The sequence below is a fragment of the Sphingobium yanoikuyae genome, from assembly GCF_034424525.1.
Classification (GTDB): domain Bacteria; phylum Pseudomonadota; class Alphaproteobacteria; order Sphingomonadales; family Sphingomonadaceae; genus Sphingobium; species Sphingobium yanoikuyae.
This window is the reverse complement of the sequence record NZ_CP139979.1, coordinates 2,446,996-2,473,984: the sequence shown is the minus strand read 5'-3', so window position 1 is coordinate 2,473,984 and position 26,989 is coordinate 2,446,996. Positions and strand designations below refer to the sequence as shown.

General features: G+C 65.1%; 21 protein-coding genes. 11 read left to right on the top strand and 10 right to left on the bottom strand.

From position 1 onward, the window contains the following. Nucleotides 1-106 precede the first annotated feature (106 nt). Nucleotides 107-2,119, top strand: coding sequence for a putative bifunctional diguanylate cyclase/phosphodiesterase (locus U0025_RS11335; RefSeq protein ID WP_004207500.1), 2,013 nt, complete (start codon nt 107-109; stop codon nt 2,117-2,119). Here U0025_RS11335 and U0025_RS11330 read toward each other — a convergent pair. Next, nucleotides 2,108-2,845, bottom strand: a complete 738-nt coding sequence (locus U0025_RS11330; RefSeq protein WP_004207499.1) for a TorF family putative porin — start codon at nt 2,843-2,845, stop codon at nt 2,108-2,110. The two genes, U0025_RS11335 and U0025_RS11330, sit on opposite strands and share 12 nt — an antisense overlap. Then, nucleotides 2,832-3,239 (bottom strand): hypothetical protein, encoded by a 408-nt coding sequence (locus U0025_RS11325; RefSeq protein ID WP_004207498.1) that lies wholly within the window; start codon nt 3,237-3,239, stop codon nt 2,832-2,834. Before U0025_RS11325 ends, U0025_RS11330 begins: the two co-directional genes overlap by 14 nt. 481 nt (nt 3,240-3,720) lie before the next feature. On the opposite strand from U0025_RS11325, the gene U0025_RS11320 reads away from it, so the two are divergent. Further along, nucleotides 3,721-4,056: a DUF2322 family protein gene (locus U0025_RS11320; protein WP_004207497.1), complete on the top strand. Its 336-nt coding sequence runs from the start codon at nt 3,721-3,723 to the stop codon at nt 4,054-4,056. A 99-nt stretch (nt 4,057-4,155) separates the two neighbouring features. Here the strand turns inward: U0025_RS11320 and U0025_RS11315 are convergent, their stop codons facing one another. The 3 genes from U0025_RS11315 to U0025_RS11305 form a co-directional block, all read right to left on the bottom strand. Further along, on the bottom strand, nt 4,156-5,835 hold the full coding sequence (locus tag U0025_RS11315) for a DUF262 domain-containing protein (protein WP_004207496.1): 1,680 nt from the start codon (nt 5,833-5,835) through the stop codon (nt 4,156-4,158). 130 nt (nt 5,836-5,965) lie between these two features. After that, entirely contained in the window at nt 5,966-9,430 is a 3,465-nt protein-coding gene (mfd, locus tag U0025_RS11310; RefSeq protein WP_004207495.1) for a transcription-repair coupling factor, read from the bottom strand. Between the two features lie 134 nt (nt 9,431-9,564). Next, nucleotides 9,565-9,831 carry an FAD assembly factor SdhE gene (locus tag U0025_RS11305; RefSeq protein WP_004207494.1) on the bottom strand — a complete coding sequence of 89 codons (267 nt, stop codon included), beginning with the start codon at nt 9,829-9,831 and terminating at the stop codon, nt 9,565-9,567. A gap of 203 nt (nt 9,832-10,034) precedes the next feature. Between U0025_RS11305 and recG the strand changes: the two genes are divergently transcribed. From recG to U0025_RS11290, 3 genes are all read left to right on the top strand, one after another. After that, on the top strand, nt 10,035-12,098 hold the full coding sequence (recG, locus tag U0025_RS11300; protein ID WP_004207493.1) for an ATP-dependent DNA helicase RecG: 2,064 nt from the start codon (nt 10,035-10,037) through the stop codon (nt 12,096-12,098). Between the two features lie 52 nt (nt 12,099-12,150). Further along, a complete protein-coding gene (locus U0025_RS11295) occupies nt 12,151-12,864 on the top strand; it encodes a CPBP family intramembrane glutamic endopeptidase (protein WP_004207492.1) in 714 nt (237 codons plus the stop codon). A gap of 90 nt (nt 12,865-12,954) precedes the next feature. Further along, nucleotides 12,955-14,031, top strand: a complete 1,077-nt coding sequence (locus U0025_RS11290; RefSeq protein WP_254792343.1) for a mechanosensitive ion channel family protein — start codon at nt 12,955-12,957, stop codon at nt 14,029-14,031. Here U0025_RS11290 and U0025_RS11285 read toward each other — a convergent pair. After that, nucleotides 14,003-14,359, bottom strand: coding sequence for a PilZ domain-containing protein (locus tag U0025_RS11285; protein WP_004207490.1), 357 nt, complete (start codon nt 14,357-14,359; stop codon nt 14,003-14,005). The genes U0025_RS11290 and U0025_RS11285 overlap by 29 nt on opposite strands. Nucleotides 14,360-14,435: 76 nt before the next feature. After that, a complete protein-coding gene (tyrS, locus tag U0025_RS11280) occupies nt 14,436-15,653 on the bottom strand; it encodes a tyrosine--tRNA ligase (RefSeq protein WP_004207489.1) in 1,218 nt (405 codons plus the stop codon). A gap of 55 nt (nt 15,654-15,708) precedes the next feature. Here tyrS and U0025_RS11275 point away from each other — a divergent pair, with 55 nt between their 5' ends. Beyond that, on the top strand, nt 15,709-16,794 hold the full coding sequence (locus tag U0025_RS11275; RefSeq protein WP_004207488.1) for an anhydro-N-acetylmuramic acid kinase: 1,086 nt from the start codon (nt 15,709-15,711) through the stop codon (nt 16,792-16,794). A gap of 38 nt (nt 16,795-16,832) precedes the next feature. Here the strand turns inward: U0025_RS11275 and U0025_RS11270 are convergent, their stop codons facing one another. Beyond that, nucleotides 16,833-19,508 carry a coiled-coil domain-containing protein gene (locus U0025_RS11270; protein WP_004207487.1) on the bottom strand — a complete coding sequence of 892 codons (2,676 nt, stop codon included), beginning with the start codon at nt 19,506-19,508 and terminating at the stop codon, nt 16,833-16,835. An 81-nt stretch (nt 19,509-19,589) separates the two neighbouring features. Here U0025_RS11270 and U0025_RS11265 point away from each other — a divergent pair, with 81 nt between their 5' ends. From U0025_RS11265 to U0025_RS11245, 5 genes are all read left to right on the top strand, one after another. Next, nucleotides 19,590-19,892, top strand: a complete 303-nt coding sequence (locus tag U0025_RS11265) for an Hpt domain-containing protein (RefSeq protein WP_004207486.1) — start codon at nt 19,590-19,592, stop codon at nt 19,890-19,892. Between the two features lie 101 nt (nt 19,893-19,993). After that, nucleotides 19,994-21,166, top strand: coding sequence for a hypothetical protein (locus U0025_RS11260; RefSeq protein WP_037490212.1), 1,173 nt, complete (start codon nt 19,994-19,996; stop codon nt 21,164-21,166). A gap of 77 nt (nt 21,167-21,243) precedes the next feature. Further along, on the top strand, nt 21,244-22,329 hold the full coding sequence (locus U0025_RS11255) for a DUF2336 domain-containing protein (RefSeq protein ID WP_017500594.1): 1,086 nt from the start codon (nt 21,244-21,246) through the stop codon (nt 22,327-22,329). Then, nucleotides 22,326-23,717, top strand: coding sequence for a sensor histidine kinase (locus U0025_RS11250; RefSeq protein WP_037490209.1), 1,392 nt, complete (start codon nt 22,326-22,328; stop codon nt 23,715-23,717). Before U0025_RS11255 ends, U0025_RS11250 begins: the two co-directional genes overlap by 4 nt. Nucleotides 23,718-23,793: 76 nt before the next feature. After that, a complete protein-coding gene (locus U0025_RS11245) occupies nt 23,794-24,135 on the top strand; it encodes a gamma-glutamylcyclotransferase family protein (protein ID WP_004207482.1) in 342 nt (113 codons plus the stop codon). 60 nt (nt 24,136-24,195) lie between these two features. On the opposite strand, the gene gltA is transcribed toward U0025_RS11245, so the two are convergent. Together gltA and gltX are read right to left on the bottom strand one after the other, a co-directional pair. After that, a complete protein-coding gene (gene gltA / locus U0025_RS11240; RefSeq protein ID WP_004207481.1) occupies nt 24,196-25,482 on the bottom strand; it encodes a citrate synthase in 1,287 nt (428 codons plus the stop codon). Between the two features lie 20 nt (nt 25,483-25,502). After that, the gene (gene gltX / locus U0025_RS11235; protein ID WP_257010910.1) at nt 25,503-26,945 is read right to left on the bottom strand and encodes a glutamate--tRNA ligase; all 1,443 of its coding nucleotides are present in this window, start codon (nt 26,943-26,945) and stop codon (nt 25,503-25,505) included. Nucleotides 26,946-26,989 lie beyond the last annotated feature (44 nt).

The window sequence follows — 26,989 nt, the reverse complement described above, 5'->3', positions numbered from 1 at the left end:
ATGGGCATGGCGGGCGCAAGCTGGCCGGTTGCGGGGCGGTGAAGAGGTCGGTAACCGGTTGCTGTTACAAGAGCGGCATGCGCCTTGTCAGGGAGTCGATAAAAGAGTGAGCGGGCAGGCCGCCCCGGACGGGCAGCGCAGCATCTTCATCCTGTCGCCCGGCGACCGCGACCCCCTGTGCCGTGCCGCGCAGGAGGCGGGCTGGCGCGCGATCGGTGCGCGGCGTGCCACCGATGCGCCGCAACGTTTCCTGCGCAGCGATGCCCAGATCGCGCTGGTCGACATGCGCGGCGGGACAGCGGCCAAGCTGATCGCGCCGTTGGTGCCGGCGGTGGATGCGGGTGGTTGCGCGCTGGTGGTGCTGGTCGATGCGGCGGCGGTCGCGACCCTGCCGCAATTGTTCGACGCCGGCGCGACCCATTTTCTGGTGGCGCCGGTAACGCAACCCTTGTTGCAGGCGACGCTGGCATCGGCGCAGCGGCTGGTCGAGCGGCTGGGCGGTGGCGCGATGCAGAGCCAGCGGGCGCAGCGCATCCGCCGGGGTGACGCGCTGTACTGGGAGATGGACCGCGACGGCGCCGGGCTGCGGCTGAGCGAGAGTCTGGCCCGCAATCTGGGGATAGAGGCGTGGCAGCCGACGCCATCGACCTTGATCCACCGGCTGGCGCGCAATGAGCGCAAGGCGGTGTTGAACGCGCTGGAGGGAATGATGCAGTCGGGCCGCCCGGCGGCGTTTGCCCATGCCGTGCCGGGGCGGCCGGGTAATCGGCTGGTGCATCATTTGCGCTTCGTCGATGGCACGGTGGCAGCCGATGTGGAGTGGCTGTCCGACGCGCAGGACCAGGATGTGGCGAGCCGCGACAATCTGACCGGGCTGCGTTCGCGCCAGGCGGCGCTGGACTGGCTGGATCGCCGGTCGGGGCTGCCGACGACGGTGGTGCTGCTGTCGATCAGCCAGTTCGATCGCATGAATGCGGCCTATGGCCAAGTGGTGGGTGACGCACTGCTGGGGCGGATTGCGCGGCGGATCGAACAGATTGTCGACAGCGTGGCGGGCCATGCGATGGTCGCGCGGATCGCCGGCACGGAATTTCTGGTCGGCCTGACCGGCGAGCCGGCGGCGGCGGAGCGGGCGACCTATCTGGCGCGGCAGTTGATCGAGGCGATCAGCCGGCCGTTCAGTGCGGGCGATCATCTGATCCGTTTGATTGCGCGATGCGGTATCGCGCAGGCGCGGGCGGAGGATGATGCGACCCAGTTGCTGCGGCGGGCAGGGGCTGCACTGGCCGATGCGCGGCAGGGCGGGGGCGAGGGCATTCGCATCTTTTCCGCCGAGAAGCGCAGCCGCCAGCTCGACGCCGACCAACTGGAAACCGACCTGCGGCTGGCGTTGCACCGGGGCGAGATCGGCATCGTGTTCCAGCCGCAATATCCGGTCTATGACCATCGCATCAGCGGGGTCGAGGCGTTGGCGCGGTGGAACCACCCGATCTATGGCCCGCTGGGGGCCGGCATATTGTTCGGCACGGCGGAACGGTCCGACTATATGCTGCCACTGTCGGCGCATATTCAGGCCGAGGCATTGCGGCAGGCGGCGGCCTGGCCGAGCGCGCTGTCCAATCTGCGCCTGTCGATCAACGTCACGGCGGCGGATATTTCGCAGCCGGGGTTCATGGCCGATTTCCTGGGCCAGGTGGACCGCAGTGGCTTTCCCCGGTCGCGGCTGACGGTGGAGATTACCGAAAGCGGGCTGATCCAGGATGTCGACGCAGCGGCGGCGCTGCTGACGGCGCTGCGGTCCGAGGGGCTGGCGGTGGCGATCGACGATTTCGGCACCGGCTATTCGAGCCTGGCCTACCTCAAGGGCCTGCCGCTCGATTATCTGAAGATCGATTCCAGCCTGGCCCAGGATATCGCCGGGTCGGCGCGGGACCGGATCATCGTGCGCGGGGTGATCCATATGGCGAAGTCGCTGGGCCTCAACGTCATCGCCGAAGGGGTGGAGACGGAGCAGCAGCTCGACCTGCTGGCACGGGAAGGCTGTGATTATTATCAGGGCTTCCTGCGCTCGGCGGGCGTCTCCTCGCCCGAACTCATATCCCTGGTGCTACAGGGTTAGACCGAACTTTCCGATGAGGGCCGAGCCGGCGTGGCGTGCGTCGCGGCTGTCGATGTCCGTGTCGCTGTAGCGCAATTCCGCCGACCAGCGACCACGATACCAGGCGATGGCAGCGCCATAATCCCAATAATCCCCGCCCGGCCGCAGCCGTTGCGAGGCGAGCGGATCGCGATCCGACCCGGAACTATGGCCGACCCGTGCCGAGGCGGTGAGCGGGGTGCCGGGAATGGCGAAGGCGGCGGCGGAGGACAGATAGAGATTGTCGCCGCCGATCGCCGACTGGCGCGGGGCATATTGGGCGCCGATGTCGATGCTGGCGGGACCGATCAGGAAGCCGGCGCCCGCGCCAAATTCGCCATAGCCCTGATGATCGGCGCCGGGGAAGAGATGGTAGCGCGCGTCGAGCGACAGGCGCCAGCCACCCAGTTGGTGGACATAGGAAGGGCCAAGGTCGATCACGGCGTCGGCGCCGCCATGGCGATCGCTGCCCCAGAGGCTGGTGGCGGCGCCATCGAGCGACAGGCCCTGCGCGACCGGCACGGAGACGCTGCCGCGCAGCACCGGATCGCCGTCGCTCCAGCTCAGGCCCCGGCGACGCTCGTCACTGGCGACCTCGACCGTGGCGTTGGGGCCGCTGGCATATTGGGCGGCGGCCGGTACGGCATGGAGGGCGAGGCCAAGCCCGCCCAGCCATGCCAGGCCGATGGTCCGATCAGTTCGACGCAAGATTGCGCACCGAGTCCAGTTCGGCCAGCAGCGGCGCGCGATCGGCTTCCGCCACGGCGATCAGGTGCGCTTCGATCTTGTCCTGATACTGGGCCATGTTGCGTTCGCCCGATTGACGGCCGGTCGTGCAGGCACCAGCCTCGCTACCCGAAAAGCGTTTGTCGCTCGACACGGTGCGGGCGAGCGCAGGACCATGGTCCAGCTTGCGGTCGACGACGATCGTCGCGGTCCACTGGCAGCGCTGATTGTCCATGCGGTTGGGCGTCTTGGCGCCGATGGTCTTTGTGCGGATGTCGGCACGGGCGGTGTAGGTGGCGCCGATCTGGTTGCCATGATGCTCGACCGACACATTGTGGGTCGCGGCGGCGGCAAGCGCCATAAGGATCAAACTCATTTCATTCTCCTGCTGTGACGCCGCGCTTTGTTGCCCGGTCGTCACGAAGGCATGTAGGTTTCTACTGTTGCTGCTTCTTTTCCGGTTGATGATGAATGGCGACATGAGGGTCGGATGGGGAGGGGCGCCGACGCGACAGTTGAAAGTACATAGTGTCGATGCCGTGCGCATTTGGGCGTTTTTGCCCGAGAAGGCGACAGTCATGCGCCGACGAAGCGACAGTGGCGCGCCTGTGACGCGACAGTGAAGCGACAATGAGGCGACAGCAAAGCGACGATCATGGGCGATGATCTGGCGTGTTGCGGGGGGGGCGGGACCGGGTCGGTAATGCGGGCAAGGCGATGGGTGTGTGCTGTTTCATCCGACAGGATAGAGCAGGGAAAATCCAAATAGGAAAGATGTGGTCGATGGCCTGGCTGGCCGGGCGGGAGGGAAGCTGCTAGGCGCGCGCTCATTCCAAATTCGAGGCGGGAAACCAGCGATGATTCAACCGGGTGCGACGTTCAAGGACAATCTCCAACTGCTGCCGCCGATTGACGGCATCGCCCGCATCGACCTGAAGGATGCGACCGGCGCGGTGGTCGCCAGCATCGAGAACCAGCCGGGCAAGCAGGGTTCGCTGGCGGTCTATGCCTATTTGCAGAAGGTGTTTGGCACGCTCGACGCGGCGGCGGCCGAGCATGGGCTGGCGGTGTTTGCCGAACATACGGCCGATGCCCGCAACCGGCCGGGCGCGCACCCCAATGTCGATCGGCTGGTCGCGATCGTGGACGGTGGCGATGCGCTGATGGTGGAGGTTGTTGGGGTGGGAGGCTGAAGGAGGTATGTGCTGGAGCCGCATTCTCAACCGGGCTCCAGACGCATTGGAGCAGTCGATCCGACGGCGTAGGATCGACTGCTCTTCGATTGGAAAACGCTAAATATCCCAATTATCGTATAGAATTTCGAGCAGTTCCTGCTGACGTCCTTCGACGATTTTAGGTGTCCATGCTTTTTGCAACATAACTTGGCTGGTCAGCGCATAGGAGGACACATTCTTGGTGCCCGAAAAATATATGTCGCATTTTGGCCCAAATTCGTAATTTTGCGCCGCTGAATTCTTCTTTTTATTCAGCGGGACTAAATTTGATAGCCTATGCACCCATGCCTTGCGCTCGGCTGTACTGGGCCACCATGTTGCCCATTCGCTCTTGGCCGGCACGGTTTGCGGTAGTACATGTTCGATCGTCAACACCGAAGGATCATAGGTGGCGGCGCCGTCCGAAATGAAGGAGTCAAGCCTTAGAAGCAGGTAGTTGCGTCGGCGCGGCGTCAGTTCATAGATATTGCCGTCCAGCGCATCGCGAAACTCTTCGCGATCGTCATCCGTAAATTCAAATTGCGCCATGTCGTCCGGTTCTGCGCCCGACTGGATATCGTTGATCAGCTCTGCATAGACCTCGATGCGTTGGTTCACATTCCAGCGGCAAATATGCATGAATGCGGCAAGGCGTTCGAGCAGTTCAAAGAAGCGTGCGACCCGCTTTGGTTTGTTACGCTGTTCTTTAAGGTAAAGCATTGCCGGCGGAATCCAGTCGGAATTGTCGATTCGCTGGAGCCATTTGATATAATAGTTGACGGTTTCCGCATGGGATGTCGCCGTATAGGATGCGTTGCGGATCGCATCCAAGGCATCGGCGAAAGGCTCCAGGACATTGTCAATGAAGATTTTTGGATCAGGGTTGTTCGGAAGCACATGGGTTCTGAATTCTTCAAGCAATATCCGTTTCGATTTTTCCTTGGCGTAGATCATCCTAATAAAGGTGAAGAGGTCGCGAAAGCCATCGCGCGTGAGTTCGACTTCAATCTCTTCCCATTTGTCATTATAGGTTTGGCGATCGTCTTCACCCTTCAATTTTCCGATTGTGTCAGCCTTGATGATGTCTGTGGGTTGAAGGTTGAGGCCCCGGCTGTTCATCACCGAAAATACCCGAAAGGCCGATTCCTGGCTCGCAGTTGAGACGGTCACAAGATAGCATCGAGTTAATAGGAAGGTGACGAAGGCGCGCAGCTTCTCGGGGGTGGGAAGCGTACTGGCTACCAACTGCATGAAATGCTTTGCGTTTGCCTGAATGTTGCGCTGAGATTCATTGTCGAGTGACGATGAATCGAGGTCGGTCAGTGCTGCAAGCTGCAAATCCTGGATATATTTTGCGAAAAATCCCTTGTCGCGTTCACGCAGCGACAGTCGGGGTTTTGGCAATATACCTTCCATCTTCTTGCCTGCTTCCAGAATGTAGGGGCGCAATTCCTCCTTGTCCTCGCCATTATTTGCGCAAGCCATCGCTGCGAGCAGAATGGTGAGGGTCGTTAGACGCTGCTGACCGTCAATCACTTGCGAATAGGCACTGTCTTCGGACTTGATCAGCACGATGCTTCCGAGGAAGTAGCCTTCCTCTGCTTCTGCCTGGAAGAATGCAATCAAGTCGCTGAAAAGTTCGTCTGCCTGATCGGTAGTCCAGGCATAAGGGCGCTGATAGGAAGGAATGACATATTCAAAATCGGAGGAGAAAATTTTAGAAAGAGGATATTCGGCACCGCTAATTTTCTTCGACACGATCTACTCCCTGTTACTTAACCGAAGAGTGCAAATCGCCTTCAATCTTGTCAACAGACTGTATCGGATCTCCAGTGGGGGCGGACCGGTGCGAATGTGCAAGAGGCGTACTTCCCGAACAGGATGCGGCTTACCCCGCCGCCTTGGCCAGCCCCTTCGACAATTGCAGCGCGCCGTTGAGGCGGGCGGCGGGGTCGGGCCAGGCGCGGGTGACGACCACCTTGCTGTCCGGGCGCAGGCGGGCGACGCCGTCGAGGCGCTGGACATAGGCGACCAGACCTGCGGGGTTGGGGAAGCGATCCTCGAAGAAGCTGACCAGCGCGCCCTTTGGCCCGACATCGATCTTGGCGATATTGGCCTTGAGGCAATTCTGCTTGATCTCGATGATCTTGAGCAGGTTCTGGGTCGGCGCGGGCAGCTTGCCGAAGCGGTCGATCAGTTCGGCGGCGAAGGCCTCCAGACCCTGGCGATCCTCCAGTTCGTTGATGCGGCGATAGAGACCCATGCGCAGGTCGAGGTCCGGCACGAATTCTTCGGGGATCATGATCGGCGCGTCGACGCTGATCTGCGGCGAGAAGCTGTCGCGGCGCGCTTCGAGACCGGCGCCGCCGGCCTTGGCGTCCATGATCGCGTCCTCCAGCATCGACTGATAAAGCTCGAAGCCGACTTCCTTGATATGGCCCGACTGTTCGTCGCCGACGAGGTTGCCGGCGCCGCGAATGTCGAGATCGTGGCTGGCGAGCTGGAAGCCGGCGCCGAGCGTATCGAGATCGGACAGCACCTTCAGCCGCTTTTCCGCGGTTTCGGTGATGATGCGGTTGGCGGGCGTGGTGAAATAGGCATAGGCGCGCGTCTTCGACCGGCCGACGCGGCCGCGCAGCTGATAGAGCTGGGCAAGGCCGAAGCGGTCGGCACGGTGGATGATGAGGGTGTTGGCGCTGGGGATGTCGAGGCCGGATTCGACGATGGTGGTGGAGAGCAGCACGTCATAGCGCTTGTCGTAGAAGGCGGACATGCGCTCCTCGACATCGGTGGCGCTCATCTGGCCATGGGCGACGATCGGCTTCACCTCGGGCACTTCGGTGCGCAGGAATTCCTCGACCTCGGTGAGGTCGGAGATGCGCGGCACGACGAAGAAGCTCTGGCCGCCGCGATAATGTTCGCGCAGCAGCGCTTCACGGATGACGACGCCGTCCCAGGGCATGATGTAGGTGCGCACCGCCAGGCGATCGACCGGCGGGGTCTGGATGACCGACAATTCGCGCAGGCCCGACATCGCCATCTGGAGCGTGCGCGGGATGGGGGTGGCGGTCAGGGTGAGGACATGGACGTCGGTCTTCAGGGACTTCAAGCGTTCCTTGTGGGTGACGCCGAAGCGCTGTTCCTCGTCGACGATGACGAGGCCGAGGCGCTTGAACTCCAGCCCCTTGGCGAGCAGGGCGTGGGTGCCCACGACAATGTCGATCGTGCCGTCGGCCAGGCCCGCCTTGGTCGCCTTCGCCTCCTTGTCGGGGACGAGGCGGGAGAGGCGGGCGACTTCCAGCGGGAAGCCGCGGAAGCGCTCGACGAAATTCATGTGATGCTGGCGCGCGAGCAGGGTGGTGGGGCAGATCACCACCACCTGCATCCCGGCCATGGCGGCAACGAAGGCGGCGCGCAGCGCGACCTCGGTCTTGCCGAAGCCGACATCGCCGCAGACGAGACGGTCCATCGGGCGGCCGGCGCCCAGATCCTCGATGACATCGCCGATCGCGCGGTCCTGATCGTCGGTTTCCTGATAGGGGAAGCGGTCGACGAAGGCGGGATAGCCGGCGGCGTCGGGTTCGGCGATCTCGGCCGGGCGCAGCGCGCGCTCGGCGGCGGTCTTGAGCAGTTCGCCCGCAATCTCGCGGATCCGCTCCTTCATCCGGGCCTTGCGCCGCTGCCAGGCCTCGCCGCCCAGCTTGTCGAGGCTCACGCCCTCGCTGTCGGAGCCGTAGCGGGAGAGGACTTCGAGATTTTCGACCGGCACGTAGAGCTTGTCGCCGCCGGCATAGGAGAGGGCGACGCAGTCATGCGCGGTCTTGCTGACCGGGATCTGGGTCAGCCCCTCATAGCGGCCGATGCCATGGTCCATATGGACGACGAGGTCGCCGGGGGAGAGGGTGGCGAGTTCGGCGAGGAAGGCGTCGGCGCTCTTCTTGCGCTTGGCGCGACGGACCAGGCGATCGCCCAGCATATCCTGTTCGGTGAGGACGGCGACGTCGGGCGCGGTGAAGCCATGGTCGAGGCCGAGCACGGTGAGGACGGCGCTGCCACCCGCTGCGGTGCCGAGTGCTTCCTGCCAGCTGTCGGCGGTGGCGAGACGGGCGACGCCATGATCGGCGAGCAGGCCCGACAGGCGCTCGCGCGCGCCGGCCGAATAGCTGGCGATCACCACCTTCTTCTTCGTGCGGCGCAGGGCGTCGATATGTTTGCCGACCGCCTCATAGACATTGACGTTCTGCGCGCGTTCGGGCGCGAAGTCGCGCGGGCCGTCGACGGCGAAGTCGAGGACGGTGGCGCTTTCGGGCTCGTGGAAGGGGGTGGTGGCGTGCATCGGCCAGCTGGCGGCAGAGGCGTCCCACTCGGCGGCGTCAAGATAGAGCGCTTCGGGCTTCAGCGGGCGATAGGCGCCGGGATCGGCCGATTTCGCGGCGATGCGGTTGGCATGATAGTCGCGGATTGCCTCGAACCGGGCGTCGGCCGCGCCGACCACGCCATGGTCGCGGACGATGATCGCGTCATCGCCCAGATGCTCGGTCAGCGGAACCAGCTTTTCCTCGAACAAGGGCAGCCAATGTTCCATGCCGGCGAGGCGTCGGCCTTCGCTTACCGCCTGATAGAGCGGGTCGCCGGTCGCGGTCGCGCCGAAGGTTTCGCGATAGCGGCCACGGAAGCGCTTGATCGTGTCTTCGTCGAGCAGCGCCTCGGACGCGGGGAGCAGGGTGAAGCCGTCGACGCTGCCGGTGGTGCGCTGGTCGGTCGGGTCGAAGCGGCGGACCGTCTCGATCTCGTCGCCGAAGAAGTCGAGCCGGAGCGGCTGCTCCTCGCCGCCGGGGAACAGATCGACGATGCCGCCGCGAATGGCGAATTCGCCGCGATCATGGACGGTGTCGGTGCGGACATAGCCGTTGGATTGCAGCATGTCGGCGAGGCGCGTGATCGCGATCCGCTCTTTGGGCGCTAGCCGCGCGACCAGTTGGCGGACGCGGAACGGGGTGAGGGTGCGCTGGGTCAGGGCGTTGAGGGTGGTGAGGACCAGTTGCGGTCCCTTTGGCTTTGCCTGCAGCGCATGGAGGCCGGCGAGGCGAGCCGACGCGGTGCGGAGCGAGGGGCTGGCCCGGTCATAGGGCAGGCAGTCCCAGGCGGGAATTTCGATGAGCTCGATCTCTGGCGCGAAATAATGGGCGGTGTCGGCAACCGCGCGCATCAACTGCTCGTCCGAAGCGACGAAGACGGCGCGGGTGGTTGCCGCGCGGGCGATGTCCGCCAGCAGCCAGGGCTGGAAGCCGGCCGGCACGCCGGACAGAGTGAGCGGCGCCTTCGCCTTCAGGATTTTCTGGAGATCGGTCATGTTTCTACTTCCTTCCTCCCCCTTGGGGGGAGGGGGACCGGCGAAGCCGGTGGAGGGGTGTTACGCTCTCGAGAGGTTGACACCCCTCCGTCTGGCCTGCGGCCAGCCACCTCCCCTGCCAGGGGAGGATGGCTTCAGTTCTCGATCTTGACGAAATCGAGCTTCAGGAACTGGTCCATCATCGGCCCCTTCCATTCGTCCGGCACAGGGATGGTGCCGAGCGCCCAGCCGATGATGTCGGCGTCCTGCTCGTCCATGAAACGCTCGAACCAGGCGATCTGCTCTTCGTTCCAGGTCGCATGATAGCGTTCGAAGAAGCCGCCGACCGTATAATCCGCCTCGCGCGTGCCCCGGTGCCAGGCGCGGAATTTCAGGCGACGCATCAGCGGGTTGTCGTTCACAATTTGTTCCTTTAACGGACGTGCCGAAACAGCCGATCGGATATTTGAATGACCGTCCCGGCTGGAATGGGGCCTGACCATCCCCGAACTGCTCGTCATTGCGAGCGTAGCGAAGCAATCCACCGGTCAGACATGGATTGCTTCGCTACGCTCGCAATGACGTTCACACAGGAACGATCACGCGTTACAGCCGTCAGATAGCCATGCGACCCGATATTCTCAATCCGCTCTTTGCCGAAATCTCCGCGCTCAAGGGCATTGGCCCGGCGCTGGCCCGTCCGCTCGAACGGCTGGGGCTGGCGCGGGCGGTCGATGTCGCCTTTCACCTGCCGGTCAATTATGTCGACCGGAAACTGATCGACGAACTGGACATGGCGGACGCCGGCAAGGTGATCGGCATCATGCTCACCCCGGTCGATTATCGCGCCAGCGGCAATGCGCGCGCGCCCTTCCGGGTGCAGGCGGTCGATGCCCATGGCAACGCCGTCTCCCTCGTCTATTTCGGCCGTAACAGCGCCTGGCCGCGCAAGCTGTTGCCGCTCAACGAACCGAAATTCGTGTCGGGCAAGCTGGAGGCCTATGGCGACAACCTCCAGATGGTCCATCCCGACTATGTGCTGCCGCCCGAGGAGGCCGACACGGTGCCGGCGCGCGAGAGCGTCTATGGCCTGTCGGAAGGGCTGACCAACAACCGGATGCGCGACCTGGTGGGGCAGGCGCTTAGCCGTGCGCCCGAACTGCCCGAATGGATCGAGCCGAGCCTGCTGGCGAGCAAGGGCTGGCCGGCCTGGCGCGCGGCGCTGGAGCGTTTCCATGCCGACCCGACCGACGCCCAGGCACGCGAGCGGCTGGCCTATGACGAGATTTTCGCCGGGCAGCTGGCGCTGATGCTGGTGCGGCAATCGTCGCGGCGGCGGCGCGGCGTGCCGATCAGCGGCGACGGGCGGCTGCGGGCGATGCTGAAGCTGCCTTTCGCCCCGACCGGTGCCCAGCGCCGCGCGATCGGCGAGATCGAGGGCGACATGGCGCAGGCGACGCCGATGTTGCGGCTGCTGCAGGGCGATGTCGGATCGGGCAAGACGCTGGTGGCGCTGATGGCGCTGCTGAACGCGGTCGAGGCCGGGATGCAGGGGGCGATGCTGGCTCCGACCGAAATATTGGCGCGGCAGCATTATGAGACGCTGCGCAAGATGGCATCGGGTCTGCCGATCGAGATCGCGATCCTGACGGGCCGCGAAAAGGGCAAGGTGCGGGAGGCGACGCTGATGGGGCTGGCCGATGGCAGCATCCATATATTGGTCGGCACCCACGCGATCTTTCAGGAGAAGGTGCAGTATAAGGCGCTGGGCCTGGCCGTGATCGACGAGCAGCATCGGTTTGGCGTGGCGCAGCGGATGATGCTGGCGAGCAAGGCCGAGCGATCGCCGCATCTGCTGGTGATGACGGCGACGCCGATCCCGCGCACGCTGACCCTGACCTATTATGGCGAGATGGACGTGTCGCGGCTGGACGAGATGCCGCCGGGCCGCCAGCCGATCCAGACGCTGGTGATGTCCGCCAACCGGCTGGACGAGGTGGTCGAGGGGCTGGCCCGCCATGTCGAGGGGGGCGGGCAGGCCTATTGGGTATGTCCGCTGGTCGAGGAGAGCGAGACAAGTGACCAGGCGGCGGCCGAGATGCGCGCCGAGACGCTGCGCCAGCGCTTCGGCGACCGGGTGGGCCTGGTCCATGGCAAGATGAAGGGGCCGGACAAGGATGCGGCGATGGAGGCCTTTGCCGCCAACCGCACCCAGATATTGGTCGCGACCACGGTGATCGAGGTCGGCGTCGACGTGCCCAATAGCAGCCTGATCGTGATCGAGGGGGCGGAGCGCTTTGGCCTGGCCCAGTTGCACCAGTTGCGCGGCCGGGTCGGGCGCGGCGACAAGCCGTCGGTCTGCCTGTTGCTGCGCGGCAATGCGCTGGGCGAGACGTCGCGGGCGCGGCTGGCGCTGATGCGCGAGACCAATGACGGCTTCCGCATCGCCGAGGAGGATCTGAAGCTGCGCGGCGCGGGCGAGGTGCTGGGCACGCGCCAGTCGGGCGAGGCGGAACTGAAGATCGCGACGCCCGAACATGTGTCGGCATTGGTGGACGCGGCGCGCGACGATGCCCATCTGCTGATCGACCGCGACGGCGGGCTGGACAGCGAACGGGGACAGGCGGCGCGGACCTGCCTCTATCTGTTCGAGAAGGATGCCGCGGTCGGGTTGCTGCGGGGGGGATGAGGGGCGCGGCCGCTCCCTTGACAGTATTGCTCGCGTAGGACACCCCGTGGCGATGACGCCAGAGCCGATCCAAAAACTGAGCCGACGTGGCATTGCGGTCGAGATCGCTGCCTTTGTCGGCTTCGCGCTGCTGGCCAAATATGGGTTGAGCCTGATCTTCTGGCGCTATGCTGGCCCCGTGTCGCTGCTGCTGACGCTAGCCTTGTTGACGCTGGATATGCGCGGTCGGGGCCTGCGCTGGTCGGCGATGGGGCTGATCCCGCTGCCCGGATGGAAGGCCAAGCTGATGGTCCTGCCCAAGGCGGGGGTGACGTTGCTGGCCTTTGCCATCGTCGTTGCACTGGTGACGATCGTCGGGCCGGCGATTGGACTGGCGTTCCTGGCGAAGGAATCCGCTGACATAGCCGATCGCTGGGGCGCGGTGGCGGGGAGCCTGCCGCATTTCCTGTTGTGGATCGGCATCGTTTGGAGTGCGGCGGCCTTTGGTGAGGAGATGTTCTTTCGCGGTTACCTGATCACCCGGTTGCAGGCGCTGTTTCCAGCCGGCCGCGTGGGCGCCATGCTGGCTGTCCTCCTGTCCGCACTGATCTTTGGCTATGGTCATTTCTATTATCAGGGATGGCGAGGGGCCTTCGTGACGGGCGGGATCGGGCTGGCGTTCGGAACGATGTTCCTGCTGTTCAGGCGCAATCTGTGGCCGTTGATCCTGTTGCACGGCGTCATCGACACGCTCACCTTCACCGCCATATTCATGCGATGGAAGTAGTGATCGACCGGGGCTTCATCCTGTAGGGCGTGGCGACAATCTTTGCTGCACCTGCGAAACAAAATGCGGGGCGGTTGCGTTGCCTTTGGCATGACCGACATCAGCCTGACCCATATCACGCCGATGGCCGCGCTTTCGATCGCGCTGTCGGTGGTCGTCGCCTTCGTCGTCCATTGGGCGCTTTACTGGATCGCGTTGCGGCTGGTGAAGCGCGCGCGGATCGAGCCCCTGTTGTTGCCGGCCATCTTCCAGCCGACGCGCTGGCTGGTGGTGCTGCTGGCGCTGGGGGCCGGGCTCAAGTCGATCGAGATGGGGCCGCGGATCGAGGATATCTGGTCGATCGGGGCGCGGATGATATTCGCGCTGCTGGTCGGCTGGCTGATCTTTCGCGCGATGCGGGCGGGCAAGGCGATGCTGGAGGCGCGCGCCGACATCAGCGTCGAGGATAATCTGAAGGCGCGGCGGCAGCGCACCAAGATCAGCATCCTCTATCGCATCTGCCAGTGCATCGTCGGCTTCTTCGTGATCGCGATGATGCTGATCGCCATTCCGGGCGTGCGGACGATCGGCGTGTCGCTGATGGCGTCGGCGGGCCTCGCCGCGCTGGCGGTGGGCGCGGCGGCGCAACCGGCGCTCAAGAATCTGATCGCCGGCATCCAGATGGCCTTTTCCGAGCCGATCCGGCTGGACGATGTCGTCATCATCGAAGGGGAGTGGGGGCGGATCGAGGAGATCAGGCTGACCTATGTGATCGTGCGCATCTGGGACGACAGGCGCATGGTGGTGCCGGTATCCTATTTCCTGGAGAAGCCGTTCCAGAACTGGACCACCAAGACGTCGGACCTGCTGGGCACCGTCTTCCTCTATGTCGATCCCACCGCCGATATCGAGCGGATCCGCGCGCGCTTCGTCGAGGCGGTGAAGGCGAACGGGCGCTGGGACGGGCGGGTGGCGATCCTGCAGGTGACCGACCATCGTGCCGATGCGCTGGAACTGCGCGGGCTGTTGTCGGCGCGCAATGCCGGGATCGCCTTCGATCTGCGCTGCGAGGTGCGCGAGGCGATGCTGACTTTCCTGCGGACCGACATGCCCGAGGCGCTGGTGCGCGGGCGTCAGACGCTGGAGAGGGACGAGGCCTTTACCAGGCGGTCCGGCGTGGCGGGATGAGCGCCATCATGGCGTCATAGCCGGCGGTCGGGATCGGCTCGACAAATTCGAGGCCGATGCGGCCTTCCTCGCTCCAGCGGACGAGCGCGCGACGATCCTTGAGCACCGGCAGCCAGATCAGCACCCGGCCGCTCAGCGTGAGCAACTCTTCCGTGCGGCACATCAGGCCGAGCGGCGAGATGTTGATGATCCGCACGCCATGGGTGCGGCCGTCCGCTGTGATATGGCTGACCATGTCGACCAGGTCGCGCGCCACCCGCCGCTGATCGACGGACGGGTCGCGCGACCGCATGACATGGCCAAGATTGGCGAAAACCGAGGAGGACATGGGTTTCAGCCTAGCGGGCGGAAAGTGGAGGCTTTCCTACCTGGTAGCGTTAACTGGGCTGAAACCCTGTTTGTCCTCAGGCGGTGACCAGGCCGTGCTTCTTCGCGCCGAAGCTGAGCTTGTCGCCGGCTTTGAGCGTAACGGCCGGGTCGGTAACGACCTCGCCATTCACCTTGATCGCGCCCTCGGCCAGCTTGCGGCGGACTTCCTTGTTGGAGGTCGCAAAGCCAAGGCCGGTGGTCGCCTGGATGACGGTCAGGCCCTCGGCGCCCAGCGCGACGGTCGGCAGATTGGCATCCGACGCGCCTTCCTCGAAGGTCTTGCGCGCGGTTTCGGCGGCCAGAGCGGCGGCTTCGATGCCACGGCAGAGCGCGGTCGCCTCGTTCGCGAGGATCTTCTTGGCCTCGTTGATCTCCGCGCCCTGCAGCGCGGCGAGACGGTTGACCTCGTCCATCGGCAGGTCGGTGAACAGGCGCAGCCGGTTGAACACATCGGCGTCGGCGGTGTTGCGCCAGAACTGCCAATAATCATAGTCGGACAGCTGGTCCTGGTTCAGCCAGACGGCGCCGCCCACGGTCTTGCCCATCTTGGTGCCGTCGGCATTGGTCAGCAGCGGCGTGGTGAGGCCGAACACCTGCGTGCCATCGACGCGGCGGGCCAGTTCGACGCCGTTGACGATATTGCCCCACTGGTCCGATCCGCCCATCTGCAGGCGGCAATCGCTGCGACGCGACAGTTCCAGGAAGTCATAGGCCTGGAGGATCATGTAGTTGAATTCGAGGAAGCTGAGCGACTGCTCACGGTCGAGGCGCAGCTTGACGCTGTCGAAGCTCAGCATCCGGTTGACCGAGAAATGCTGGCCGATGTCGCGCAGGAAGGGGATATATTCGAGCTTGTCGAGCCAGTCGGCATTGTCGACCATGATCGCGTCGGTCGGGCCGTCGCCAAAGGTCAGGAAGCGTTCGAACACGCGCTTGATGCTGGCGACATTTTCCTGGATCAGGTCGACGGTCAGCAGCTTGCGCGCTTCATCCTTGAAGCTGGGATCGCCGATCTTGCCGGTGCCGCCGCCCATCAGGACGATCGGCTTGTGACCCGCCCTCTGCAGCTGGCGCAGCATCATGATCGACACGAGATGGCCGACATGGAGCGACGGCGCAGTCGGGTCGAAGCCGATATAGCCCGGCACCACCTGTTTGGCGGCCATGGCATCAAGCCCTTCCGCGTCGGTCAGCTGGTGGATGTAGCCGCGTGCTTCGAGCAGGCGGAGGAGATCGGACTGATAGTTGCTCATGACGCGCGCCTGTAGCATTGGGGCAGCAAGTGGAAAAGAGGCGGAGTTTTCGATCATGTTGGCAATCGGTCTGATGTCCGGCACCTCGCGCGACGGGATCGACGCCGCGCTGATCGAGACGGATGGCGAGGGGCAGGCCGAGGCAATCATTTTCCACGCCCAGCCCTACAGCGATGATTTTCGCGAACGGCTGGCCGCCGCCTGCGTGTGGGCGATGGCGATGGACGCGCCGGGCGAGGATCCGCTGATCCGCGCGGTGGAGATGGACCTCACGAATTTCCATATCGATGCGATCGCCGACATGCTGGGCCGCAGCGGCCATGTGGCGGAGGATATCGGGGTGATTGGCTTTCATGGCCATACCGTTGCCCACCGGCCCGAGCGGCGCTGGACCTGGCAGATTGGTGACGGCGCAGTGCTGGCCGGCGCGTTCGGCATTCCCGTGGTCGCCGATCTGCGCAGCGCCGATGTGCAGGCGGGCGGGCAGGGGGCGCCGCTGATGCCGGTCTATCATCGGGCATTGTCCGACGGGCTGGTCAAGCCGGTCGGCATCCTCAACCTGGGCGGGGTGGCAAACATCACCGCGATCGGATCGGACGGTAGCCTGGTCGCCTTCGACACCGGCATGGCGAGCGGCCTGATCGACAACTGGATGCAGGCGCATGGCGACGCCGCCTATGATGCGGGCGGCGCGACCGCCGCGCGGGGCCAGGTGGACGAGGCGCGGCTGGCGGCGATGATGGCCGATCCCTGGTTCGCGGCGCCGCCGCCCAAGAGCATCGACCGCGAAGCCTTCACTATCGCGCCGGTCGAGGGATTGTCGCTGGCGGACGGGGCGGCGACGCTGACCGCCTTTTCCGCGCAGGCGGTGGCACGGGGAATGGATCATCTGCCCGAACGGCCGGCGCGCATCTATGTGGCGGGCGGCGGCCGCCATAATGCGACGCTGATGGCGATGCTGGCGACGCGCACCGGCGCCGATGTCCGCTCGGTCGACGAACTGGGCTGGGATGGCGACGCGCTGGAGGCGCAGGGCTTTGCCTATATGGCGGTGCGGCACCTCAACGGCCTGCCGATCAGCTTTCCCGGCACCACCGGCGCACCCGAGCCGATGACCGGCGGCGTGCTGTTCCAGCCCTGAGAAAGGGGGATGGGGCGGCCGGACGCCGCCCCTGATCCTTATTGGCGCAGGCGCTCGATCGCCTGGGCAAGGGCGACATAGAGCTTGCCCATGTCGGACGAGAGGATGGCGACGCCCAGAGCGTTGCCGTCGCGCGCCGACAGGATGATCCGCAGCATCGCCTCGAAATCGTGGATGTAGCGGTTCACATGCTCGCGGAAATCGGCGTCATTGTCATAATGGAGCGCGATTTCGCGGGACTCGCCGGCGTCGAGCAGCTTGACTGCGCGACGGGTGAAGACGCCGCGATCGCCCTTGAGATAGGCCGACCAGTTGGTGTCGGTCACATCGTTGGACAGGATCTTGGCGACGTCGATCGCGGTGCTGTTGAGCGATTCGATCAGCAGGGCTGAGCGGCGCGAGAAATGGTCGCGATCGCGTTCCTCGGCGGCGCGGCCGGCTTCCTCGATCCGCTGTTCCAGCCCGGCGCTGGTATCGGCGATCGTCATCAACTGGCGGGTCAGCCGGTCCGAGGCATTGTGCGCGGCGCGCACCGCCTCTTCCGCGACATCGGCCAGCTTCTCGATCTGGGCCGAAACCTGATCGCCGACTGCCTGTTGCATGGCCTGCTCGCTGGCTTCGGCCAGATTCTGCACCGCGTCGGGGATGGCGCGGCCGAGCGCCTGACGGGCGCGCTCGGCGGCCTGTTCGGCGGTGTCCTTGACGCGCAGCAGCGCGGTGATGAGCAGCGGGCCGGCACCTTCGGTGATGCGGGTCGTATCCTCATGCGCGGCGTCGAGCGCAGTGCGCAGCTTTTCCACCAGTTCGCGGTTGGATTCGATGCCGCTCTGCGTGCTTTCCAGCCATTCGGAGAGGCGACGACCCTGGCCGCGCAGCATCTCTTCGGCTTCCTGGGTACGGCCGACCAGCGCCTCCGAAATGGCCTCCAGCCGTTCCAGTTCGGGCGTCGCGGCGCCCAGCATGGCGCGGCTGGTTTCCAGTCGGGCGTCGAAGCGGGCAAGCGCGCCGGGATAGGTTTCGTCCAGTTCGCGAACGCTCGAATCGAGCGCGACCATCAGCGTTTCGGCATTGCCGATCAGCTTTTCGGCGGTGGTGCCGCCGTCATGCAGCGCCGTGTCGATCCGGCGGGTTTCCTCGGTCAGGCGGGTCAGCGCGTCGGTCAGCTTCTGGCTGCGGGCGAGGGCATTATCCTCCAGCGCGGCAAAGCGAGCCTCGGCCTGGTCGATCGTCTGGTTGAGCGTGCCGTGCAACCCGGCCATCAGGCTGCGCTGTCCTTCGACCAGATCGTTGATCTGGTGCAGGCGGCTTTCGACCTCGCCAATATCGTCGGCAAGGCCGGCGACGGTGTCGGTGCCGATCGCGGCGATGCTGTCGCGCGAACGGGTGATTAGGCTGTCCAGTGCGCCGGCCTGATCGCGCAGCCCGGCATCGGTCAGGGCGAGCGTTTCACGGGCCTGAAGCAGGGTGGCGTCGAGCCGCTGGCGCAGATCATCCTCGATCGAGCCAAGATCCTGGCCCAGCGCGGCGAGCGCATTCTGGCTGGTGGCGGTGATGCTGGCCTGGGCACGGGCGACCAGCGCCTCCAGCGTGGCGCGCTGGGTCGAAAGCCCTTCCTGCGCGCGCTCCATCGTGTCGCGCACCTGATCCATCGAGGTTTCGAGGCGACCGCGCAGCGATGCCTCGACCAGGTCGAGATCCTGGGTGAGGGCGCGAACGGCACCATCGCTGGTTTCGCCGAGCGATACAGCGACGCGATTGACCAGCGCCTCCAGCGCGGCGGATTGCGCATCGATATCCCGTTGGGTCAGGACCATGGCGGCGCGCGCGCTCTGCGCCGATGTCTCGATCCGCCCGGCGGCGATGTCGGCCAGGCCGTTCACCTCGTCGGTGGCGCTGCGGGTGGTTTCCTGCAGCTGGCCTAGCTGGCTCGACAGGCTCTTGGTCGCGGACAGGGTGCGGGTGCGGGTGTCGTCGGACAGTTCGCCCAGCGCATGGAGGCGCGCTTCGAGCGTGTCGATCCGTTCGGCGAGCGCGTGACCATTGTCCATGATCTGCGCGGCCATGCGCACGGATCGTTCTTCGAGCTGCGGCATGGCGGCGATCAGAGCGTCCATCCGTGCGACCAGGGCGGTGCCGGCCCGCTCGGCGCTTTCGGCGCGATCGGCGGTGGTCTGGGCGCGGCCGGCGATCAGTTCGGCCGACGCCTCCATATTGCTGCTGGCGGCGGCGCCATAGCTGTCGAGCAGTTCGGCCTGATCCTGCATCGTCTGGCGCGCGGATTCGAGCCGGTCGGCGATCCGGCCGAGGCGCAGTTCGAGCAGTTCGGCCTCGGTCCGCAGCGCATGGGCGGTATCGAGATAGCGGCGCGATTCGGCGCGGCTGTTGCGGACGATCAGGAGATAGGCGATGCCGAGCAGGCTGATCGGCACCAGCAGCGTGGCGACGAGTGCGGGCCAGGCGGCCGGGCCGGCGCGCCACTGATCCGACACGATCGTCGCCCAGAGCGCGAAGCCGAGCCAGAGCGCCGCCAGCAGGCCGAGCCCGATCCGGGCGTTGCGCACCAGCTTTTCGCCTGCCCCCTGCGCGTCGTCAGGGGCGTCCTCAATGTCCAGTACGGCCTGCTTCAATAGCAGGATGTCATCCGCGGCCGGCGCGTTGCCGGTCGCGTTTCCCTCGTCTCGCCAGAATTCGACGATTGTGCTGCCCCCATTCATGGGTGTGATCCTATCATCTTTTCCGTCTGCGCAAATGCCTTGTTACCAAAACTTAACGCAATTTCGATAGCTTCCGTCCCCATGTCCTATGATCCTGGCGCTCTTAATGCGGCATTGGCCGCCGCCGTTGGCGAAGACGCGGTGCTGATCGCCGATCTGCGCGTGGCTTTTCTTGAAAGCGCGGAGCGCCATCTCGACCTGATGAGCCGGGCGCGCTGCGACGCCAATTGGGAATTGGCGGCCTGGCGGTTGAAAGGTCTGGCGGCGAGTTTCGGCCTGACCAACCTGATGGCGCTGGCGGACGAGGCGGTCGAGGCCGCGCCGGGCGATCCGCGCGCCTTGCAGCGCTTGCGCAGCACGATCGCATTGCTTCAGCAGGGCTGACCGGCGACCTGAAACCGGTGATTTGAAAGCGCCTGCTTGCGCTGCGTCGTTCGGCTTGCAAGAAGATCGTCGCAATCAAAACGGGTCGGTTTCCAGACAATATGACATTCGCGGCCATTCTCAGTGCCAGCCGGGCTTCAAGTGATTCGCCTGCAGCGCTTCGTGCCACCCTGCATTTCGCCGGCCAGACGCTGGTCGAATATCAGGCGCGACAGGCGGTCCGGGCCGGTGCGGACCGGATCATGATCCTGGTCAGCGTCATCACGCCGGCCATTTCGCAGGCGGTCGACCGGCTGAGTGCGGACGGCATTGCCGTCGCCCTGATCCGCGACATGGTGTCGATGGTGCGCGATGCGCCGCGCGATACCGATGTGCTGCTGGTGGCCGACGGCGCCGTAGTGGCGCAGGGCCATTATGACGCGCTGGCGGGACAAGCGGGCAATGCTTTGCTGGTCACCGACGACAGCCGCGCCAGCGCGCCGTTCGAGCGGATCGATGCGGGGCAGCGCTGGGCCGGGCTGGGGCGGATCAATCCGGCGCTGCTGTTCGGCACGCTGGACATGATCGGTGACTGGGATCTGGCGCTGACGCTGGTGCGATCAGCGGTGCAGGGCGGTGCGGTGCGAATCACCGTGCCGCAGGATGATCTGCTGGAGGGCCGAGTCGCGCTGGTCGACGGGCAGGAACAGGCGGACCTCGCCGCGCAGGCGGTGATGTCGACCGGCGCGCGATCGGGATCGTCCAGCCGCGGTGGGATAGAACATTATCTGTTCGGGCCGCTCGCCCGGCTGCTCGGCCCCGCATTGATGCGGAGCCAGGTGCCGGCGATGCAGGTGCGGATCGGTTCGATCGCGCTGGCCGGCATTGCGCTGATGCCGCTGGAACTGGGCTGGCCGGGCACCGGGCTCAGCCTGTTGCTGCTCGCCCTGCTGCTGGCGGAACTGGCCGATCGCCTCGATGAAATGGCGCTGCGCCGACCGCCGAGCGGCTGGATCGCCTTTCTGGCGCCGGGACTGGCGCTGATCGGGGTGATGCTGTCGGGCAGCGGGATGGTGCCCAACTATCTGGCATTGCTGCTGGGCATCATCACGGTTGCCGATCGCTGGCGCCGGACCGGGGCGGCCCGCCCCTGGATGATCTTCACGCCGGGCACCGCGTTGCTCGTGCTGCTGGCAGCCCTGCTGACGGGGGCAGAGGCGCTTGGTTTCGACATTGCCATGCTGGCGGCGATCGGATCGATCGGGGCGATCATCCTGTCGCGTCGGGGCGGATGATTTTTGTCGCATCGAGAGCGTTGATTTTGCTTTCAGGGTTTAGTGCATTTTAACGACGTGGGGTTATGCTGCCTTGCATGAGCGCCCACACGTCCCTTGCCGGATCCATCATGGCGGACAGCTGGCCCATGGCACATGTCATGGCCGGCATGTCGGCCGTGCCCGTCGGCCATGCGATTGATCTCGCCTTTTTCTTTCCGGTCGAGGACCGCGCGCGCCATGATGCGCTGATCGCCGAGACGCGCCGTCATCTGGGCGGGTGCCTGACCGCGATCGAGACCGCGCTGCGGCTGAGTCTGGCGGGCGATCCTGCCATTGCGGCGGCGCTGGGACGTTGGCCCGATGGGCTCTGCTGGCCGACCATCTGTGCGCAGCCGACCCTGCTGGGGCCGGCCTTGCTGGCGCATATGCAGATGCGCGCGGGGGTGAGCCTGTTGCTGCGGCAGATCGGGCGTCCCGATGGCGAGCCGCCGGAACAGCCCGAGGCCGAGTCGATCCTGTCGTCGGACGATCCCGAAATTGGTGACGCGATCGTCGCGCTGGCGCTGGCCGAAGGACAGTGGCAGGCGATGGGGGGCGAGGATCAGCCGATGCGGCCCGATCTGCCGGCCGAACATTTTGCCGAACTGGTGTGGACGGCGGCTGCCTGTCTGGCGGCCGTGGTGCAGCGCACCGCGCTGGAGCCGGACAATCAATTGCTCGGCGCGTTCGAGCGGGCGGGCTGGGCGTTGCTCGCCAGCCATGACGAAAGCAACGGCCCGATCGCGGCCGCCGACCAGCTGGTGCGCCGGCTGGGGCCGCAGGCCGATGCGCCCGACCTTCTGGGCGCGGCGCTCGGGCAGCGGCGGTTTCTGCTGTTTGCGGCGCTGGCCGGGCGACGGCTGCGCCTTGGCACCGCGCAGGTGACCGACATATTGATCATGGGACCGGTGATGCAGGTGGCGACCCTGTGCCGGGCGCTGGGCGGAACCGGGGCGGATTATCGCCATCTGCTGCTGGCGCTGCGGCCGGTGCGGCCGGGCCTGTCCGACGCGGTGATCGTGGCCGAGGCCGACCAATATCAATTGCTGAGCGACGTGAAGGCGGAAGCCGTGGTGGGCGCCCTGCGCGCGCCGGCCGCCTTCCGCGCGAAGCTCGATCATTTGCGGCGCGTTACCGGATGAACATGACGCTCCACCCCTCCATCGTCCGGGCAACGGCATCGGCAGACGGCACGCTTCTGAGTGCTGATGCGCCGCTGCTTGCCTTGCAGCGGGAGGCGGGGAGCGATCTGCTGGGGCCGCTCGCCATTCCGCAACTGGCCGCCGTGGTGCGGCTGGCGGCGCGGCTGGGTGTCACGGTGTCGCGGCCGGTGGTCGCGGCGGCCGAGCGGGGCGACATCGACATGTGGGTGCGGGCGCGCAGCGACGAAGGGCCGGACGGGCGCATCGTGTCGCTGGCGGTGGTCGACTGGAGCGAGCGGCCGCCGCTCGCCAATGCCGGCGACCATAGCCGGCGCGAGGCCGATCTGGCGGCGCTGGCCGATGGCTGGACCTGGCAGATCGACACCCAGTTGCAGTTTCAGATGGCGATTGCCGGGACCGACCGGCAGGGCGCATTGCCGACGCAGCCGCCCCTGCCGGGCAGTCGTTTCTCCAGCTATTTCGAGCTGCAGAGCGATGGTGAGGGTGACATGGCGATCCTGCGCGGCTTCACCCAGCGCCGCGCCTTCCGCGATCAGGTCGCAACATTGGTGCATGATCCCGAACAGCATGTGCGGCTGGCAGGCTTCCCGCTGTTCGACCTGGCCGGCCATTTGGTCGGCTATCGCGGCAAGGCCTGTCCGATCGAACGACCGCCGGCGCTGGCGCGGGCGGATACGACGCAATTGTCGCTCTATCCCGGCGAGTTCGGCAAGCGGCTTGATCGCTCGCTGCGCCAGCCGCTGGGGCGGATCATCGCCAATGCGGACACGATCGGCGCGCAGCTGGAAGGGCCGCTGCGGCCCGATTATGCCGATTATGCCAATGATATCGCGACCGCCGGTCGTCACCTGATGGCGCTGGTCGACGATCTGGCGGATCTGCAGGCGATCGACCGGCCCGATTTCGGCGTGATCATCGAGGATGTCGACCTGGCCGATCTGGGACGGCGGGCCGGCGGTCTGCTGACGGTCAAGGCGCTGGACCGGCACATCAAGATCCATTGTCCGGATGTCGACCAGATATTGATGGCGAGGGGCGAGTTCCGCCGCGTGCTGCAGATACTGGTCAATCTGGTCGGCAATGCGGTGCGCTATTCGCCCGAGGGATCGCAGGTGCGCATCGTCGTGGAGCGCGAGCATCGGCAGGCACGGGTGCTGGTGATCGACCAGGGTGCGGGCGTGGCGCTGGAGGATCGCGAGAAGATTTTCGACAAGTTCGAGCGGCTGGGACGCGACGATCCGGGCGGTAGCGGGCTTGGCCTCTATATCTCGCGCAAGCTGGCGCGGGCGATGGGCGGCGACATCAGCGTTGGCGGCACGCCGGGCGAGGGTGCGCGCTTCATCCTGACCTTGCCGGTGCTCGACTGACGGGCGCGCGATCGCGCTTATATGAGATAAAGAGCGTTTGTTTGTCCGGCCGATGCTGCCCCGATAGGGTGGCGGCATGGACAGATCGTATTGCCTGGCCACCTATGGCACGCTGGCGCCCGGCCGGGCCAATCATCATCAACTGGCGCAGCTGCAGGGCCATTGGCAGGCGGGGCATGTGACCGGCCATCTGGTCGCGCATGGCTGGGCCGCGTCGATGGGCTTTCCTGCCTTCATTCCCGACGAGGGCGGCGCCGCGGTGCCGGTCCAGCTGTTCCGCTCGCCCGACCTGCCGGCGCACTGGGCGCGGCTCGATGCGTTCGAGGGGACGGATTATCGCCGTGCCGCGATCGATGTCGTTACCGATCAGGGGCGGGTGCCGGCCTGGATCTATGTCTATGCAGGGGTGGGCGGCTGAGCCCTAAACGAAAAACGGCGCCCGATGGGGCGCCGTTCCTCTTGTCTCTGTGACCGCGTCTTAGCGCTTGTCGACGGCGACATAGTCGCGCTGCGTCGGGCCGGTGTAGAGCTGACGCGGACGGCCGATCTTCTGCGCTGGGTCCGAAATCATTTCGTTCCACTGCGCGACCCAGCCGACGGTGCGGGCGAGGGCGAAGAGCACGGTGAACATTTCGGTCGGGAAGCCGATCGCCGAGAGGATCACGCCCGAATAGAAGTCGACATTCGGATAGAGCTTCTTCTCGATGAAGTAGGGATCGTTGAGCGCGATCTGCTCCAGTTCCTTGGCGACGTCGAAGATCGGGTCGTTGACGCCCAGCTTCTCCAGCACGTCCTTCGCGGTCTTCTGCATCACGGTCGCGCGCGGATCGTAATTCTTGTAGACGCGATGGCCAAAGCCCATCAGGCGGAACGGATCGTCCTTGTTCTTGGCGCGGGCGATATATTCCGGGATGCGGTCGACGGTGCCGATTTCGCGCAGCATGTTGAGCGCGGCTTCGTTCGCGCCGCCATGTGCCGGGCCCCAGAGGCAGGCGATGCCGGCCGCGATGCAGGCGAACGGGTTGGCGCCCGACGAACCGGCGAGGCGGACGGTCGAGGTCGACGCGTTCTGCTCATGGTCGGCGTGCAGGGTGAAGATCTTGTCCATTGCGTCGACGACGATCGGGTCGATCTTATACTCTTCCGCCGGGACCGAGAAGGTCATGTTCAGGAAGTTGGCGGTGTAGCTGAGGTCGTTGCGCGGATAGACGAAGGGCTGGCCCACCGAATATTTGTACGCCATCGCAGCGATCGTCGGCATCTTGGCGATCAGGCGGTGGCTCGCAATGCGGCGCTGTTCCGGATCGTTGATGTCGGTCGAGTCATGATAGAAGGCCGACAGGGCGCCGACGACGCCGACCATGATCGCCATCGGGTGGGCGTCACGACGGAAGCCGCGGAAGAAGGCGGTCAGCTGTTCATGCACCATGGTGTGGCGCGTGATGGTGTTGGTGAAATCGGCCAGTTCCTTTGCCGAAGGCAGTTCGCCGTTCAGCAGCAGGTAGCAGACTTCCATGAAGCTGGACTGTTCGGCGAGCTGGCCGATCGGATAGCCACGATGCAGCAGCACGCCGGCGTCGCCATCGATATAGGTCAGGCCCGACTCGCAGCTGGCGGTCGAGGTGAAGCCCGGATCGTAGGTGAACATGCCGGTGTTGGCGTAGAGCTTGCGAACGTCGATGACCTGGGGACCGACGGTGCCATCCATGATGGCATAGTCCTTGGCCTCTCCGCCAACGGTCAAACTGGCATTATTATCCGACATGTTTTTCTCCTTAACTGCCGTCAACCGGCCACCACGTGCCCCGCAGCGGTCAGTCGCTTCAAGCTTTCCTCTTTCCCCAGAAGGAAGAGGACATCAAAAATACCCGGCGAGACCGTGCGCCCGGTGAGCGCCGCACGAAGCGGCTGTGCCACCTTGCCCAGGCCAAGCCCCGCATCCTCTGCCACGCGGCGTATCACTTCATCGATCGCTTCAACCGTCCAGGACTGGACGGGCTGGAGAGCGTCGGCTGTCTTTTTCAGCAGCTCACGCGCGGGTTCATCTAGCAGAGCAGACGCCTTCTCGTCAAAATCGAGCGGGCAAGATTTGAACAGAAACTCCGCGCCTTCTGCAATTTCGTTAAGCGTCTTGGCCCGTGGCTTGAGCGAAACCATCGCCTGGGTCAAAATATCGCGCTGGGCGTCATTCAGTTGCGTATCAAGACGCGACTCAACGCGCGGGGCGACCAGAGCGGCCAGGCGCGTCTCGTCGGCTTCGCGCAGATAATGGCCGTTCAGATTTTCCAGCTTCTTGATGTCGAAGCGCGAGGGCGAGCGGCCGACGCCGTCGATGTCGAACAGTTCGATGGCGCGTTCGATCGAGATGATCTCTTCATCGCCATGGCCCCAGCCCAGGCGCAGCAGATAGTTGAGCACCGCTTCGGGCAGCATCCCCATCTCGTCGCGATAGGCGTCGACGCCGAGCGCGCCGTGGCGCTTCGACAGCTTTGCGCCGTCCGACCCGTGGATCAGCGGGATATGGCCATAGACCGGCTCTTCCCAGCCCATCGCCTTGATAATGGCGAGTTGGCGGAAGGCGTTGTTGAGATGGTCGTCGCCGCGGATGACATGGGTGACGCCCATGTCATGGTCGTCGACCACCACGGCCAGCATGTAAGTGGGGGTGCCATCCGAGCGGAGCAGGATCATGTCGTCCAGCTCGGCATTCTGCACCACGACGCGGCCCTGCACCGCATCCTCGATCACTGTTTCGCCGGTCCGAGGGGCCTTGATACGGATGACGAAGGGGGCGCCTTCGGGCGCTTCCTCCGGCGAACGGTCGCGCCAGCGGCCGTCATAGCGCATCGGCTGCTTGGCAGCGCGCTGCTGTTCGCGCAGTTCGGCCAGCTCTTCCTGCGTCGCATAGCAGCGATAGGCATGGCCATTGGCGAGCAGCTGGTTGGCGACCTCGGCATGGCGCGGGGTGCGCTCGAACTGGAACACCGCCGGCTCATCGCCGCCCAGGTTCAGCCATTCCAGACCGTCGAAAATGGCGGCCACGGCTTCCTCGGTGGAGCGGGCGCGATCCGTATCCTCGATGCGGAGCAGGAACTTGCCGCCATGATGGCGCGCAAACAGCCAGTTGAACAGCGCGGTGCGGGCGCCGCCAATATGCAGGAAGCCCGTTGGCGACGGGGCGAAACGGGTCACCACCTGCTTGTTCAATCCCGTTGCACTTGCCGTCATATTCGCTGACATTCTTCCTGCCTGATCCATGGATGCGACGCCCC

Bases quoted from the DNA above. Each gene is read 5' to 3' on its own strand.
- U0025_RS11325 (WP_004207498.1), bottom strand. From the start codon at position 3,239: ATGAGTTTGATCCTTATGGCGCTTGCCGCCGCCGCGACCCACAATGTG.
- U0025_RS11320 (WP_004207497.1), top strand. From the start codon at position 3,721: ATGATTCAACCGGGTGCGACGTTCAAGGACAATCTCCAACTGCTGCCG.
- mfd (WP_004207495.1), bottom strand. From the start codon at position 9,430: ATGACCGATCTCCAGAAAATCCTGAAGGCGAAGGCGCCGCTCACTCTG.
- recG (WP_004207493.1), top strand. From the start codon at position 10,035: ATGCGACCCGATATTCTCAATCCGCTCTTTGCCGAAATCTCCGCGCTC.
- U0025_RS11295 (WP_004207492.1), top strand. From the start codon at position 12,151: ATGACGCCAGAGCCGATCCAAAAACTGAGCCGACGTGGCATTGCGGTC.
- U0025_RS11290 (WP_254792343.1), top strand. From the start codon at position 12,955: ATGACCGACATCAGCCTGACCCATATCACGCCGATGGCCGCGCTTTCG.
- U0025_RS11285 (WP_004207490.1), bottom strand. From the start codon at position 14,359: ATGTCCTCCTCGGTTTTCGCCAATCTTGGCCATGTCATGCGGTCGCGC.
- tyrS (WP_004207489.1), bottom strand. From the start codon at position 15,653: ATGAGCAACTATCAGTCCGATCTCCTCCGCCTGCTCGAAGCACGCGGC.
- U0025_RS11275 (WP_004207488.1), top strand. From the start codon at position 15,709: ATGTTGGCAATCGGTCTGATGTCCGGCACCTCGCGCGACGGGATCGAC.
- U0025_RS11270 (WP_004207487.1), bottom strand. From the start codon at position 19,508: ATGAATGGGGGCAGCACAATCGTCGAATTCTGGCGAGACGAGGGAAAC.
- U0025_RS11265 (WP_004207486.1), top strand. From the start codon at position 19,590: ATGTCCTATGATCCTGGCGCTCTTAATGCGGCATTGGCCGCCGCCGTT.
- U0025_RS11260 (WP_037490212.1), top strand. From the start codon at position 19,994: ATGACATTCGCGGCCATTCTCAGTGCCAGCCGGGCTTCAAGTGATTCG.
- U0025_RS11255 (WP_017500594.1), top strand. From the start codon at position 21,244: ATGAGCGCCCACACGTCCCTTGCCGGATCCATCATGGCGGACAGCTGG.
- U0025_RS11250 (WP_037490209.1), top strand. From the start codon at position 22,326: ATGAACATGACGCTCCACCCCTCCATCGTCCGGGCAACGGCATCGGCA.
- U0025_RS11245 (WP_004207482.1), top strand. From the start codon at position 23,794: ATGGACAGATCGTATTGCCTGGCCACCTATGGCACGCTGGCGCCCGGC.
- gltA (WP_004207481.1), bottom strand. From the start codon at position 25,482: ATGTCGGATAATAATGCCAGTTTGACCGTTGGCGGAGAGGCCAAGGAC.
- gltX (WP_257010910.1), bottom strand. From the start codon at position 26,945: ATGACGGCAAGTGCAACGGGATTGAACAAGCAGGTGGTGACCCGTTTC.